This is a genomic window from Streptomyces sp. NPDC056231, from assembly GCF_048270745.1.
Classification (GTDB): Bacteria; Actinomycetota; Actinomycetes; order Streptomycetales; family Streptomycetaceae; genus Streptomyces.
In genome coordinates, this window is the sequence record NZ_JBLVKW010000123.1 from 1 (window position 1) to 14,114 (window position 14,114).

A 14,114-nucleotide genomic window follows, 5' to 3' on the forward strand; every position below is an offset into this window, starting at 1 on the left:
GAGGCATGGCGGAGCCATGGTGATTGACGACAACGCGGCAGATGTGCGCACCCAGCCCCGCGACGCCGCCTCCCATTTGCCGGTCGGTCTAAGACTTCGTCCGCACCCGGGCGGCCACCCACGCCCCCACCAGCGCCACCCCCGCCATCGGCAGGAAGACCACCGCGAAGGCCCCCGGATGGGAACCCGAGGCCCCCGCCTCCACCGCCTCGTGCACGGCCCCCACCGCGCCGCCGCCGAGCGCCGCGAAGGCCGCCCCGCCCGCGGCCAGCAGCAGGACGTTCGACAGCCCGTCGGAGATCTGGAGAGCGGCAGAGTTCGCCCCCGCCTCCTCCGGCGCCGACAGCTTCAGCAGCAGGACGCTCGTCGATGCGATCACCATGCCCATGCCGAAGCACCCGAAGGCCCAGGCCACGGCCACGGTCCAGACCGGCACGGAGTCGATCAGCACGGACGGCGCGGCCGCTATCGAAGCGGCGACCAGCACCATGCCGCCCACCATCAGCGGCTCCCGGTACGGCTCCAGGCGCGGCCGGGACTGTACGTACGAACCGAGCGCCCAGGTCCCGCCCCCGGCCGCGAGCGACAGCCCGGCCAGCGTGGGGCTCAGCCCGCGCTGGGTCACCAGCATCAGCGGTACGAATGACTCGGCGGCGATGAACGACCCGGCCGCGACCCCGCGCAGCAGCACCACCGAGGGCAGCCCGCGCGCCGCCCGGCCCGTGCCCGGGGGCAGCAGTCCGCGCACGGCGGGGACGAGCAGCCCGAACCCGACGACCGCCGGCAGCAGCGCGAACCAGTTCCGCTCCTGCCCGGCGTACTGGAGCAGCCCCGCCCCCAGCGAGATCCCGAGCGCGAGAAGGATGCGGCGCCGGTCGTACGGCTCGACGGGCGCCGCGGGATCGGCCGGCCCCGACGCCCGGCGCCGGATCGCGGGCAGCGCGAGCGCCAGCGGGAACACCACGAGGACGGGGATCCCGGTGAAGACCCACCGCCACCCCAGGTGCTCGGTCACACTCCCGGCGGCGAGCGGCCCGACGACGGACGGGATCACCCAGCTCGCCGCGAACGCGGCCATGATCGACGGCCGCAGATGCTCCGGATACGCCCGGCTGACCACCACGTACAACGCCACGATCACCAGCCCGCCACCGATCCCCTGCACGGCCCGCCCGGCGATGAACATCCACATGCTGCCTGCCGTCCCCGACAGCAGCAGACCGGCCCCGAAGGCACCGATCCCGGTGGCGAGCGGCGCCAGCGGCCCGCGCCGGTCCGCCCATTGCCCCGAGAGCACCATGGCGAAGAGGCTGGTCGTGAAGTACGCGGAGAAAGCGAACGCGTACAACGGAATGCCGTGCAACTCACGGGCGGCGACCGGCATCGCGGTCCCGACGGCCGTCGCCTCGAAGGCGATCAGGAACACGACGGAGACTATGCCGGTGCTCAGCGCCCGATAGGTCCGCCCGAGCACCCCTTCGGATTCGGCGGGCGGGACCGGTGCCGCCGCTTCGACGGCGATGCCGGTATTGCGATCGGTACCGGTACCGGCGTCTCGTGGCTCCAGGACACTCATGAGCCCAAGAGTAAGGGGCAAGATCTTATGTGACCCCTGTCGCGAGTCGGTGTGCCGCTCGTCCGTTGGTCGTAGGACCGCGGAGCCGATCGTGAACGGGGTATGGCAGTCGCATTGCGGCCCGCCCCGTTCTCTTGAGCAGCGCGGACACCCGCCCCTACGGTCGAACCACAACGAGGAGCACATGGCCGTGTGCCCGAGTGGTTCAGGGGCTCGACTGCAACTCGAGTTACACCGGTTCGAATCCGGTCACGGCCTCCACCCGGTAGGCCCGCCGGGCACGCGTCATACGTCGCGCCGGGCGGGCGTCGGCATTTCATAGTTGCGGTGCCCGTCACTTCCGAGTGACCGACGACCACCCTGCGCGCGGCGCGGCCCGAATGTATCGGCCCTCCAGCCGCGTCAGCTCTCCGCCGCTCCCACCACCCGCGCCCGGCCGAGCTCCGCGAGGACCATGTCGACCGTCTGCTCCACGGTCTGCCCGGTCGTGTCCAGCCAGAGGCCGATCCGCGGCGTCTCCTCGCGCAGTACCCGGTCAAGCGATTCGACCGTCCAGCCGGCCCCGTAACCGCTCTTGCCCCGCCCGGCCTCCCGCTCGGCGACGGCCCGCGGCTCGGGGGCGAGCACGACGACATACAGCGGTCGGGTCCGCACACGCTCGACGTACCCAGCCAGCTCCTCCCCCAGCACCACGTCCTGCACCACGGCGGTCCAGCCCTCGTCCGCGTACGCGTCGGCCGTCATCGCCGACAACCGGTACCGGAGCCGGAGTTGGGCAACGGCCTCCTCGTACGCCCCTGGCACCATCTCGGCCCGCCCGGACACCACCATCCGCCGGAAGACGTCCCCCCGCACGTGCACCGCCCGCGGCAGCCGCTCGGCAAGGGCCTGGGCAACAGTGGACTTCCCGGAGGCCATCACGCCGGTGATGAGGACGACGGCGGGGCCAGGATCAGCAACTCTCAACATGCTCGCGATCATCCCGCGACGGCACCTGCCAGGAAAGGGGCCCAGGCGGCGGGGGCAACGGCGACGCTGGGCCCGTCGGTGGCCTTGGAGTCGCGGACATGGACGGTGTCCGGTTCCTTCTTGAGCCAGGCGTCGTACTCCGCCTGCTTGGCGGCGCGTTGTTCCGCGAGCACGACGCGGTTCGCGTCGTCCCGCACGTCGGAAGGAAGGCCGTCGAGCGCTCCGATACTCGCTGGGTGCATGGAGACGCAGGCTGCGCGCCACGTCCGCGAGGAGCAAGACGACCGGATGTTGCCCGAACCGGGCGACGAAGGCTGCTCGATGGGCACGAGGCCAGGGCCGTCGTCACCCACATTGCCGGGTTCCGGAAAGCAGCCCCGCGGGCCGGCTGCCGTGCCCGGTGGATGAGCGGAGATGTCCGGACAGTCATCATGACGAGCCGGGGGCACTGCTGTTCTGCAGGTCCGCAGGAAGTGACAGGTGAGGGGAGGGGCAGATGCTCGGGACCGCGATCGACGTGCTCGACAGGGCCATGGACGTGCTCATGGTGGCCGTGGGGCTGGGCTGTGTGTGGCTGGGATGCTGGGCCGTGCTCCGGCCGCGCCGGCCACCGGAGCCCATCCAGGGGCCCGTATGGGTGATCCGCACCTGGGGGCTCGGCTTTGTCCTGCTGGGGGTTTCCCTCGCCATCGAGACGATCACCTTGATGACCGGCGGGGAGCCCGGCTGGGCGGCGGATGTGATCCGCTGGGTCGCCGGGCCGCTCGTGGTCGGCTCGATCGTGGCGGCGTTTGTTGCCCGGCGGTGGAAGCGCCACCGGGCCCGAACTGTGAAGGGCAGGCGGCGGGCGTGAGACGATCCGTCTCCTGGCGCGAGGCTGCACTGGTCACCGCGGCCTGCTGGGCGGTCAGCGGCCTGGGGTACACCGCGAGCGCCGCCCTTGACGAGCCGCAACTGTCCGTTGCTCCCCTCATCGGCGCCGGGCTCATGCAGTGGTTCTGGGCGCGACACCGTTCCTGGCCGGCAGGTATCGCGGCCGGCCTTGTAGGGGCTGCCGTACTGTTCGGCCTCGTCGACATCCTGCGGCCGGAGCTGGGCCGGTACGTCGCGGACGCACTGGCCACGGGCGCAGCGGCGACCGCCTCCGTAGCCGTGCTCACCCTGCCGGGCCGCGTCACAGGAGGCCGTCATGCCGCCGCACGGTAACCCGCGCGTGAGCCACCGCATCAGCCTTCCGCCCGAGCCGGGCGACGTCCGGCGGCGTACCGTCTGGCGTCGCGTGTGGGGGCTGTGCGCGGCGCTGCTCGGTGTCGCGATGCTCCTCCTCGGTGCCGCGGGGCTGGCCGTCGTGCCGGGCCTGATCGAGGACGAGAAGGCGTTCGGCACCGCGGCTGCCTGCACCACCCCGTCCTCTCCCCAGGACGACTGCCTGCGCTCGTTCGACGCGACTGTGACCCGTACGGTGATCAGGGAGCAGGCCAAGTCATCGGAGCACACGCTGTACCTGGACGGCCCGGCACGTGTGCCCCGCAGCATCGACATGGGCGGCTCGGAGCCGCTGCTCAAGCGCCTGCGTCCCGGTGACAACGTGACGGTCACCATGTGGCGGGACTACGCGACCGCGGTACGCCAGGGCAAGGTCTCCCAGGAGACCGCCGATACGCCGGAGGGCGAGCCGGTCTTCGTGTGCGCGCTCGCTCTGGCGGTGATCTGCGGCGGCGCGTACGGCCTGTACGCGGGAGGAACAGCCCTGGCCCGGGCCCGGCGCCACGCTGTGAGGGGCTTGCCCGCCACACTCGTGCCGCGGGGCAAGGAAGCGGCCGGAGCAGCCTTGTGTACGCTTCCGGCCCTGGTCGTGGGCGACCTCACGAGCGTGCCAGTCATGCTGGTGGTGTGGCTGGGCCTGCTGCCGCTGGTCCGGTGGGTCGTGCAACGGCAGCAACAGCGGAGTACCGGACGGCACGCCCGGCCGCCTGTGCACACGGTCTGACGGCCGCAGACTGTGGGAGCACCTGACACGAGCCCAGGGCCCGCCTCCTCGCCCTCGTCCGTGCGGCGGGGACCTGGCCGGCCCACAGCGCCCTCCCCGTTCGGCAACAGCCGATTACCGCTTCAGCTTCAGGGCTCACCCCGGCCGGCAGCGGTCACAGTGCGCAGCTCCGGGTTGCACCTGCAACCCGGATCGCGCCATCCGTGCAGGGCTCAGGACTTGGGGGCCGCCACCGCCGCCTGGGGGCGAATCGGAAGGCGGTTGACCGGGCGGCCGGTGGCGGCTCGTACTGCTGCGGCCACTGCTGCGGGGGAGGTCACCACGGGAATCGCGGAAGCCGGCTTGGCGCCGAAGGGGGCTACGACGTCTCGTTCTTCGACAAGTTTGACGATGCGAATGTCGGGGGCGTCAAGGGAAGTGGGGAGGGCGTAACCCGTGAGGTCGGGGTGGCGGATCACACCGCGGGTCGTGCGGAGGTTCTCCGTCAGGGCTGCGCCGATGCCCTGGGTGACGCCTGCTTCGATACGGGTCGCCAATTGGGACGGGTTGAGGATCCGGCCCACGTCCTGGGCCACGGCCATCTCGACCACGCGGATCGACCCGATCTCGATGTCGACGTCCACGACCGCGCGGATCGCGCAGAAGGCGAGGCCGACGAACGCGTCGCCCTGGCCGGACTCGTCGAGCGGCTCGGTCGGGTGGGGGCGGCACTGGGCGGTGGCCCAGAGTTCCTTGCCGTCCATCGCCTCCGTGACCGTCGTGGACAGCACCCCGTCGTACGAGGTGATCTTGCCGTCCGTGATCTGGAGCAGCTCGGTGGACATGCCGAACTTGTGGGCCAGCGGCTTGAGGAGCTGGGTGCGGACCATCTTGGCGGCACGTTCCACCGCTCCGGCGGAGACCCAGGTGTGGCGGCCGTGCGTGGACGGGCCCGCCGGGGGCTGGTCGGTGTCGACCGCGGCCACGTGGACCTCTTCGATGCCCAGGGTCTCCTGGACGACCTGGCGGGCCAGGGTGCTGAAGCCCTGGCCGGTTTCGACCGCGGCGCAGATGACCGTGGCGACGCCGTTGTGGACCCTGACCGTGGCGGTGGAGACCTCGTCCGCGCCTTCGGCTCCGAGCATGTGGACCATGCCGAGCGCGTAACCGACGCCCCGGCGTACGGCACCGGGTTCGCCTGCGCCCTCCAGTCCGCCGGGAAGCAGCCAGCCGTCCTCCGGGGAGTCCTTGGGGAGCGCGGGGAGCGGGAAGTCCCGGACGGCAGACAGGAGTTCGGCCACGGGAGCGGGGCACGTCACGGTCTGGCCGGTCGGGAGGATGTCGCCGGTGGAGAGCGCGTTACGGAGGCGGAGTTCGGCCGGGTCGATGCCGAGTTTGGTGGCCAGCTTATCCATCTGGCCCTCGTACGCCGCGCAGACCTGCATGGCGCCCTCGCCGCGCACATGGCCGGACGGCGGGTTGTTCGTACGGACCGCCCAACCCTCGATGAAGGCGTGCGGGACGACATACGGACCGCAGGCGAACGCGACCGCGGCGGCCAGGGACTCGGACGAGGCGTCGGCGTACGCGCCCGCGTCGAGGAGGATCTGTGCCTCGACCTTGACCAGCCTGCCTTCCGCGTCCGCGTGGTGGCGGTAGCGGAGCAGCGTCGGGTGGCGGTGGGCGTGGCCGAGGAAGGACTCCTCGCGGGTGGCGGCCAGTTTGACCGGGCAGCCGGTGCGCAGGGCGAGCAGGCCGAGCGGGAGCTGGAAGCCCGGGTCCTCGCGGTCGCCGGTCGCGCCGGGAACGCCGGTGACGACGATCTTCACCCGGTCCGGTTCGAGGCCGAAGCAGGCGGCGGCGAGGTCGCGGTCGGTGTGCGGGTCGGTGGAGGCGGTGTAGATCTCCACGCCGCCGTCGGGGCGCGGCACGGCGAGGCCGGCCTCGGCGCCGATCGGGGCGGGGTCCTGACGGCCGATGCGGTACAGGCCGTCGACGATGACGTCGCCCGTGACCTCCGGGTCGCCGTAGCACAGCGGGATGTGGCGGATGAGGTTGCCGTCCGGGTGCAGGGGCTCCGCGGCGAACGCCTTCTCCGGGTCGGTGACCGGTTCGAGGACCTCGTACTCGACGACGATCGCCGCCGCGGCGAGGCGGGCCGTGTCGGGGTGGTCGGCGGCGACCGCGGCGATCGGTTCACCGTGGTGGCGGACCAACTCGGAGGCGAAGACGGGGCGGTCGACGACCCGGCGTCCGTACGCTCCGTCGCCGGGGACGTCCTCGTGGGTGACGACCCCACGCACGCCGGGCATCTCCGCGGCGCCCGTGGTGTCGATGGACAGGATGCGGGCGTGCGGGTGCGGGGAACGGAGCACAGCCGCCCAGAGCAGTCCCTCGGCCCAGAGGTCGGCCGCGTACGGGAACGTGCCCTCGGTCTTGGCACGGGTGTCGGCGGGCGGCAGCGAGGCGCCGATGCCGAGCACGGGCGGCTCGGCGCCGGGGCCGTCCACCGGCGGAATGGTGAGCGCCGTGTGGGTGGCAGTGGCTGCGTCGTTGCTCACGCCATGCCTCCGTCCTGCAGATGGGGCTGGACACTACCGGCACCGGGCGCCGCCTGGTGCGGGATGCGGGCCTCGGTGGAATGCGCATCCGCGGACGCGGTGGCGGCGCCGGGCTCCATGGCGGCCTCGGCGCTCGCCTCTCGGCCCGCGATGACCTCGCTGACGGCGTCCATGACGCCGCGGTAGCCGGAGCAGCGGCAGAGGTTGCCGCAGAGCGCCTGGCGGGTCTCCAGTTCGCTGGGGGCGTGGTTGCCCTCCAGCAGATCGTGGATGGTCATGGCCATGCCGGGGATGCAGAAGCCGCACTGGACGGCGCCGCAGTCGGCCAGGGCGCGCTGCACGTCGGACGGCTCGCCGTCGACGGCCAGGCCCTCGACCGTACGGACCTCGCTGCCCGCCGCGGTGGCCGCGGGGACCAGGCAGGAGGCGACGAGGCGGCCGTCGACCTGGACGCTGCAGGCACCGCACTCGCCCTGCGAGCAGCCGTCCTTGGCTCCGGCGAGGCCGAGACGCTCCCGGAGCACGTAGAGCAGGGACTCGCCGATCCAGGCGTCCGTGACGGGGCGGTCCGCACCGTTCACATGCAGGACGTAGGAGGCGGACGGGTGCTCGCTGGGCGTGTCGGGGGGCGTGTCGAGGGGGGCGTCGAAGGCGGTGTCGTGAGGGGGGTCGGTGGGGAGGTCCTGCTCGGGGGTGACCGTGGCGTCGGCCACGGGCTCCGTCGGCGGCTCGGCCGGTTCCGACCCGGTGGCGTCCGGGGCCGGGGCCTGCGTGAGGTCCGTGCCCAGCGCCGGGGTGTCCGCCGTGCCCTCTGCGGCCGTCTCGACCGTCTCGGAAACCTCGGGAGCCTCCGGCTGCGTCGCCCACGGCGCGGGCGCACCGCCCGGCAGCGTGGTCGGTGGCGTCCGGTCCGCGTACCACTGGGACGCCGCCGCCGAGGCCGCGAACTCGCCGGACTCCTCCGGCAGGTCGCCCTCGGCGACCGGGATCGTCCACTGGCCGGTATGGCCGGAGGTCTCGGCGGCCGTCGCCTCGGCGAAGTTCCACTCGCCGGTCGAGGCCGGCGTCTCGCCCTGCTGCGGGTACTGCTCGTGCTGCGGGTACTCCGGAAGCTGCTGGCGCTGCTCATGCAGCTGTTCGTTCGGGTCCGGCCAGTGCACCGCGCCCGTCGCCTGATGCTCCGTCTCCTGGCCCTGCGTGCTCCGCGTCTGCACGACCCAGCTGCCCGTCGCCGCCGGGTCGAGCCCGGTCGCAGGAGTCAGCGGCACGATCATCGGCGGTACGTAGCCCTGGCCGGGAGCGGCCAGCGGGATGTTCGCCAGGTCCTCCGGGGGCAGCTGGACAAAGGCGGTCGCGTCGGCGTCGTACTCGCCGCCCTGCGCGGTCGGCTGCCAGCCGCCGTGCTCGTCGGCGGTGCCCTCGTTGTTCCTGTTGTCGGCGTTGCTGTTGCTCACGACAGTGCCCTCCCCAGCGCGCGTCGGGCGAGCGCGGCGACCGTACGCCGCAGATGCAGTACGGCGGGGGGCAGCGGTGGCGCCTCTCCCCCGTCGGCGGGCGGCGGCTGGTCCGGGATGCAGGCGGCGGCGACGTACTCGCCGAAGGCGGCCAGCGCGTCGGGCGCCAGGCCCCGTTCGCCGTCCCAGTCGATCAGCGAGGCGATCCAGCGCTCGGCCTCCAGCGGACGCAGCGGCATCGGTGCGATCGCGCCGACCGCGCAGCGCACCCCGCGCCGGGCCGGATCGAGGATGATCGCGACGGATGCGGTGGCGCGGCCGGGACCGGTGCGGCCGGTCGTCTTGAAGAAGACCTGGGGGGCGTGCAGCAGCGGCACGCGGATGAAGGCGATCAGCTCCGCGGGTTCGAGCATCTCCCGGCCGGCCAGCAGGTGCGAGACGGGAATCTCGCGGCGGGCGCCGCCTGGGCCCGCGATGACGAGCTCCGCCTCCAGGGCGGCAAGCACGGGCAGGGCGTCGCCGGTCGGGGCCGCGGTGGCGATATTGCCGCCGAGCGTCCCGGCGTTACGGATCTGGGGCGGGCCCGCGGCGCGCGCGGACGCGGCCAGGGCGGGGATCAGTGCGGCGAAGTCGGGCCGGCCCATGCGTGCATGGGTGAGCCCGGCGCCGAGCAGTGCGTGACCGTCCTGGTAGTGCCAGCCGCGGAGCTCGCTGATGCGGCCGAGACCGACGAGCCCGGAGGGGCGCAGCAGCCCCTTGTTGACGGCCGACATCAAGTCCGTGCCGCCGGCCACGGGAACGGCGGCCGGCATGGCGCCCAGTGCCGCCACGGCCTCGTCGAGCGAGGCGGGCAGCATCACCGTCTGCGTCGCCTGCGGTGCGTGCGTGGTCAACCCAGCTGCCCCTTCCCGGTGTCCCGGCGTCCCGCTTGTTTCGCCGTACGGTACGTGCTCAAAGCCCGGACGTGGCAACTCTGGCACATCTTCTGATCGGACCGACGCGAGGGTCCGCGAAGGGCGCATTCGCCCCCGACATGGGGGATGCTCCCGTTTCACACCTCCTTATGCGCAGAACGCGAATTGCCACTCTTCGGTATGTCTTGTGCGAGGGAAGCGCGGTTCCGGCAGGGCCGGCGAGAGCACTTCCGGCCACCACGGTCCCAGGAATCGCGGTGGCCGTGCCCCGGTCCACGCGCGGGATCACACGTTCGGGGGCGCACCCTCGATCGGACGTCCGAGGATGCCGGGGCGCTTCTGCCACGGCAACGGGCCGCCCGGCGGGCGGTAATCGACGCCGAGCGCGTCAAGTCGGGCATAGTGCGTGGTCATCCGGCGCTCGAAGTCGGCGAAGTCCCGGTCGACGGAGGCGGGCAGTGCCGACCAGGCGACCTCCGCGAACGCCGCGAGCCGCGGAAAGACCTGGTAGTCGACGCGGGACCGGTTCTGCATGACCTCGGTCCACACGTTGGCCTGGGTGCCCAGGATGTGACGGATCGCCTCGTCGGTCAGGCCCGGCGGTACGGGTTCGAAGCGGTAGACGTCCTCCAGGGTGCGTACGTACCCGATGGGCATCGGCTCGTCGGGGCCGCCGTGCTGACGGTGGTCCAGATAGACGTGCTGCTCCGGGCACATCACGACGTCGTGCCCGGCCTCGGCGGCGGCGATGCCACCCGCGTACCCGCGCCACGACGACACCGCCGCGCCGTCCGCGAGGCCGCCCTCGAGGATCTCGTCCCAGCCGATGAGGCGGCGGCCGCGCGCGGTGAGCCAGTTGTCGAAGTGCGTGATGAACCAGGACTGCAGCTCGTCCTCGTCGGCCAGGCCGAGTTCCTTGATCCGGGCCTGCGCGGCCGGAGACGCCTTCCACTGGTCCTTGGGACATTCGTCGCCGCCGATGTGGATGAACGGTGAGGTGGCGGCCGGGAAGAGATCGAGGATCTCCTCGAAGACACCCTCGTAGAAGCGGAGGGTGTGGTCGGTGGGGGCGAGCACGTTCGGAGTGACGCCCCAGGTGTCCCAGACGGAGAGGGTGGTGGTGTCGATGACGTCGGTGTTGCCCAGTTCCGGGTAGGCGCTGATGGCAGCCTGCGAGTGGCCAGGAATGTCGATCTCGGGGACGACACGGATATGCCGCTCGGCGGCGTACGTGACGATCTCGCGGATGTCGTCCTGGGTGTAGTGGCCGCCGTACGGGGTCTCGTCCCACAGCTTTGACGCCCGGTGTCCGTGCTTGGTCCGGGTGCGCCAGGAACCGATCTCCGTGAGCTTCGGGAAGCGCTTGATCTCCACGCGCCAGCCCTGGTCGTCGGTGAGGTGGAAGTGAAAGACGTTCAGCTTGTGGGCGGCGAGGAGGTCGAGGTAGCGCAGGATGTCGTCCTTGGGCAGGAAGTGCCGTGAGACATCGAGCATCAGGCCGCGCCAGGAGAACCGGGGACGGTCCTCGACGGTGCAACCCGGGACGCGCCACTGCCGCTCCGGGTCCACGGGGGCCCGCCGGTAGGCGTCGGGGCCGAGGAGTTGGCGCAGGGTCTGGGTACCCCAGTGGACTCCGGCCGCGCCGCCCCCCAGTACGGTGACGCCGTCGCCGTCCACGGACAGCCGGTACCCCTCCGGGCCCAGCTCCGCGGCCACCTCGGGGTCGGTCCGCAGGCGGACCGCGTTCCCGTTCCCGGCCTTGCCCGGCGCCAACCGCAGCCCGGTCGCCGCGGCAAGAGCGCCGCACAGGTGGCGTGCGATGCGCTCCGTGCCGGGATGCGCAACGACAACGGTGTCCTGATCGAGAACGAAGCCGGCCGTGGAGTTCGTGGCGCGCAGCGGCGCCGGAATCAGACCCTCGATGCCCATGACGTCAGTCCTTTACCTGCCCGGTTCCGGGACCGGGACCGGGCGTCGCTGTACGAGTACGAAGAAGACCAGCAACGGCCTCCCCCACGATAGGGAGTGGACCAGCGAGCGGCCGTAGGGAGACGCAAAACCCCCGGGGCGCGCATCAGCGCGCTCCGGGGGCTCGGCCCGAACGGTCTTGCGGACGGACTACTTCTTGTCCTTGCCGCCCTTGTCCTTGTCGCCACCGGCGCCCATGGACTCGTAGATCTCCTTGCACATGGGACAGACCGGGTACTTCTTGGGGTCGCGCCCCGGCACCCAGACCTTTCCGCACAGTGCGACCACGGGGGTGCCCTCCAGGGCACTCGCCATGATCTTGTCCTTCTGGACGTAATGGGCGTAGCGCTCGTGGTCGCCGTCGCCGCTCGACACCTGCGGTGTCGGCTCTACGAGGGTCCCCGTACCTGCCCCGCGCTCGGGCTCAAGAGTGCTCATAACAGCCAGGGTACTGAAAGCCCCGCGGTTCAGTTGAGCGAAGGGTCGTCCGGGTAGGTGGCAATCATGGCGAGTTCACTGCGCTGACGGCGCAGGACCGCCCGCCACAGATGTTCCGGACGCGGCGAGGAGACGTCTCCGGGCTCCGACTCCACCACGTACCAGGCGCCCTCGGTCAGCTCCGCCTCGAGCTGTCCGGGGCCCCAGCCCGCGTACCCCGCGAAGATCCGCAGCGAGCCGAGCGCCGCGGCCAGCAGTTCCGGCGGTGCCTCCAGATCCACCAGGCCGATCGCCCCGTACACCCTGCGCCAGCCGAGCGGCCCCTCGTCGCCGGGGATCACCGCGACGCCGAGCGCCGAGTCGAGGGAGACCGGACCGCCCTGGAAGACGACGTCCGGTTCGCCGGTCAGGCCGGCCCAGGACTCGAGGATGTCACCGACGCCGACCGGGGTCGGGCGGTTCAGGACGACGCCGAGTGAGCCCTCCTCGTCGTGGTCGAGGAGCAGCACCACCGCGCGGTCGAAATTCGGGTCCGCGAGCGCGGGTGTGGCCACGAGCAGTCGCCCTGTGAGCGAGGACACCTCGGTCATGGCAGAAATGATCCCGCATCTTGGCCCTCCATGGGGACCAGGTGACGCGCCGGTCCGGCGAGGGAGTCCAAGCGCAGCTCAGGGCGCACGGGTGCGTGGGGAGCGCACGGCCCGGGAGGCATGTGCGGGCGGTGACCCTCTGCGAGGCGCGGCGAGCAGAGCGTGTTGTGGCAGTTTCATGACGTTCATACACCCCCTGCCGCCTTATGGACCGGGGGTGGGGGGCCATTACCCTTTCGGTTGGCCCCCTGCCCGACCACTCCGGAACGCGAGATTCATGACCGGCACAGACGATGTCCTGCTTGTCCACGGCGGAACCCCGCTGGAGGGCGAGATCCGCGTCCGAGGCGCCAAGAACCTGGTGCCGAAGGCAATGGTCGCCGCGCTGCTCGGCAGCGGGCCCAGCCGACTGCGCAATGTGCCCGACATCCGCGATGTGCGGGTCGTGCGGGGGCTGCTGCAGTTGCACGGTGTGACGGTCCGGCCCGGTGACGAGCCGGGCGAACTGATCCTGGACCCCACCCATGTCGAGAGCGCCAATGTCGCGGACATCGATGCCCACGCGGGCTCGTCGCGCATCCCGATCCTGTTCTGCGGCCCGCTGCTGCACCGGCTGGGCCACGCCTTCATTCCGGGACTCGGCGGCTGCGACATCGGCGGACGGCCGATCGACTTCCACTTCGACGTGCTGCGACAGTTCGGCGCGACGATCGAGAAGCGGGCCGACGGCCAGTACCTGGAGGCCCCGCAGCGGCTGCGCGGCACGAAGATCCGGCTGCCGTACCCGTCGGTGGGCTCCACCGAGCAGGTGCTGCTGACGGCGGTGCTCGCCGAGGGTGTCACCGAGCTGTCCAACGCGGCCGTGGAGCCGGAGATCGAGGACCTCATCTGCGTACTGCAGAAGATGGGCGCAATCATCTCCATGGACACCGACCGGACCATCCGGATCACGGGCGTCGACCGGCTCGACGGGTACACGCACCGGGCGATCCCGGACCGTCTGGAGGCGGCCTCCTGGGCGTCCGCGGCGCTGGCGACCGAGGGCAACATCTACGTACGAGGCGCCCAGCAGCGCTCGATGATGACGTTCCTCAACACCTTCCGCCGGGTCGGCGGCGCCTTCGAGATCGACGACGAGGGCATCCGCTTCTGGCACCCGGGCGGCGCGCTGAACGCCATTGCCCTGGAGACGGACGTGCACCCCGGCTTCCAGACGGACTGGCAGCAGCCGCTCGTCGTGGCGCTGACGCAGGCCACCGGGCTGTCCATCGTCCACGAGACGGTGTACGAGTCGCGGCTCGGGTTCACCTCCGCGCTCAATCAGATGGGCGCGCACATCCAGCTCTACCGCGAGTGCCTGGGCGGCTCCGACTGCCGCTTCGGCCAGCGGAACTTCCTGCACTCGGCGGTCGTCTCCGGCCCGACGAAGCTGGAGGGCGCGGATCTGGTCATTCCTGACCTGCGTGGCGGCTTCTCGTACCTGATCGCCGCGCTGGCGGCACAGGGGACGTCGCGGGTGCACGGGATCGATCTGATCAACCGTGGCTACGAGAACTTCATGGAGAAGCTGGAGAAGCTCGGAGCGAAGGTCGAGTTGCCGGGCGGCTCGCTGGTCTGACGGCCGTGGGCCGGATCGGGGGCCCGGGGGCAGCGCGACGCTGTTGGTGACCAACAG

At 71.6% G+C, this 14,114-nt stretch carries 13 protein-coding genes and 1 tRNA gene; 5 read left to right on the forward strand and 9 right to left on the reverse strand.

Going from position 1 to position 14,114, the window contains the following annotated elements; translation table 11 throughout:
• Positions 1-88: 88 nt before the first annotated feature.
• Positions 89-1,576: an MFS transporter gene (locus ACNPQM_RS41160; RefSeq protein ID WP_418087993.1), complete on the reverse strand. Its 1,488-nt coding sequence runs from the start codon at positions 1,574-1,576 to the stop codon at positions 89-91.
• Between the two features lie 186 nt (positions 1,577-1,762).
• Here ACNPQM_RS41160 and ACNPQM_RS41165 point away from each other — a divergent pair.
• A tRNA-Cys gene (locus tag ACNPQM_RS41165) sits at positions 1,763-1,837 on the forward strand.
• A gap of 141 nt (positions 1,838-1,978) precedes the next feature.
• Here ACNPQM_RS41165 and ACNPQM_RS41170 read toward each other — a convergent pair.
• Together ACNPQM_RS41170 and ACNPQM_RS41175 are read right to left on the reverse strand one after the other, a co-directional pair.
• Positions 1,979-2,545: an AAA family ATPase gene (locus tag ACNPQM_RS41170; protein WP_358857672.1), complete on the reverse strand. Its 567-nt coding sequence runs from the start codon at positions 2,543-2,545 to the stop codon at positions 1,979-1,981.
• Between the two features lie 8 nt (positions 2,546-2,553).
• Positions 2,554-2,787, reverse strand: coding sequence for a DUF397 domain-containing protein (locus tag ACNPQM_RS41175; protein WP_418087994.1), 234 nt, complete (start codon positions 2,785-2,787; stop codon positions 2,554-2,556).
• Positions 2,788-3,041: 254 nt separating this feature from the next.
• Between ACNPQM_RS41175 and ACNPQM_RS41180 the strand changes: the two genes are divergently transcribed.
• From ACNPQM_RS41180 to ACNPQM_RS41190, 3 genes are read left to right on the forward strand one after another with little or no spacing between them, the layout of a single operon-like run.
• Positions 3,042-3,398, forward strand: a complete 357-nt coding sequence (locus tag ACNPQM_RS41180; RefSeq protein WP_418087995.1) for a hypothetical protein — start codon at positions 3,042-3,044, stop codon at positions 3,396-3,398.
• A complete protein-coding gene (locus tag ACNPQM_RS41185; protein ID WP_418087996.1) occupies positions 3,395-3,751 on the forward strand; it encodes a hypothetical protein in 357 nt (118 codons plus the stop codon). The genes ACNPQM_RS41180 and ACNPQM_RS41185 overlap by 4 nt, the downstream gene beginning before the upstream one ends.
• Entirely contained in the window at positions 3,735-4,535 is an 801-nt protein-coding gene (locus tag ACNPQM_RS41190) for a hypothetical protein (RefSeq protein WP_418087997.1), read from the forward strand. Before ACNPQM_RS41185 ends, ACNPQM_RS41190 begins: the two co-directional genes overlap by 17 nt.
• 212 nt (positions 4,536-4,747) lie before the next feature.
• Here ACNPQM_RS41190 and ACNPQM_RS41195 read toward each other — a convergent pair whose 3' ends face one another.
• The 6 genes from ACNPQM_RS41195 to ACNPQM_RS41220 all read right to left on the reverse strand — a co-directional run bounded on the left by ACNPQM_RS41195 (position 4,748) and on the right by ACNPQM_RS41220 (position 12,439).
• The gene (locus ACNPQM_RS41195; protein WP_418087998.1) at positions 4,748-7,075 is read right to left on the reverse strand and encodes a xanthine dehydrogenase family protein molybdopterin-binding subunit; all 2,328 of its coding nucleotides are present in this window, start codon (positions 7,073-7,075) and stop codon (positions 4,748-4,750) included.
• Positions 7,072-8,529 carry a 2Fe-2S iron-sulfur cluster-binding protein gene (locus tag ACNPQM_RS41200; RefSeq protein WP_418087999.1) on the reverse strand — a complete coding sequence of 486 codons (1,458 nt, stop codon included), beginning with the start codon at positions 8,527-8,529 and terminating at the stop codon, positions 7,072-7,074. The genes ACNPQM_RS41195 and ACNPQM_RS41200 overlap by 4 nt, the downstream gene beginning before the upstream one ends.
• The gene (locus ACNPQM_RS41205) at positions 8,526-9,422 is read right to left on the reverse strand and encodes an FAD binding domain-containing protein (RefSeq protein ID WP_418088000.1); all 897 of its coding nucleotides are present in this window, start codon (positions 9,420-9,422) and stop codon (positions 8,526-8,528) included. The genes ACNPQM_RS41200 and ACNPQM_RS41205 overlap by 4 nt, the downstream gene beginning before the upstream one ends.
• Positions 9,423-9,728: 306 nt before the next feature.
• Positions 9,729-11,372, reverse strand: coding sequence for a beta-N-acetylhexosaminidase (locus ACNPQM_RS41210; protein ID WP_418088001.1), 1,644 nt, complete (start codon positions 11,370-11,372; stop codon positions 9,729-9,731).
• 189 nt (positions 11,373-11,561) lie between these two features.
• Entirely contained in the window at positions 11,562-11,849 is a 288-nt protein-coding gene (locus ACNPQM_RS41215) for a DUF3039 domain-containing protein (RefSeq protein WP_358857663.1), read from the reverse strand.
• Positions 11,850-11,878: 29 nt separating this feature from the next.
• Positions 11,879-12,439 carry a YqgE/AlgH family protein gene (locus ACNPQM_RS41220; RefSeq protein WP_358857662.1) on the reverse strand — a complete coding sequence of 187 codons (561 nt, stop codon included), beginning with the start codon at positions 12,437-12,439 and terminating at the stop codon, positions 11,879-11,881.
• 277 nt (positions 12,440-12,716) lie between these two features.
• On the opposite strand from ACNPQM_RS41220, the gene murA reads away from it, so the two are divergent.
• Positions 12,717-14,057 (forward strand): UDP-N-acetylglucosamine 1-carboxyvinyltransferase, encoded by a 1,341-nt coding sequence (gene murA, locus ACNPQM_RS41225; RefSeq protein WP_358857661.1) that lies wholly within the window; start codon positions 12,717-12,719, stop codon positions 14,055-14,057.
• Positions 14,058-14,114 lie beyond the last annotated feature (57 nt).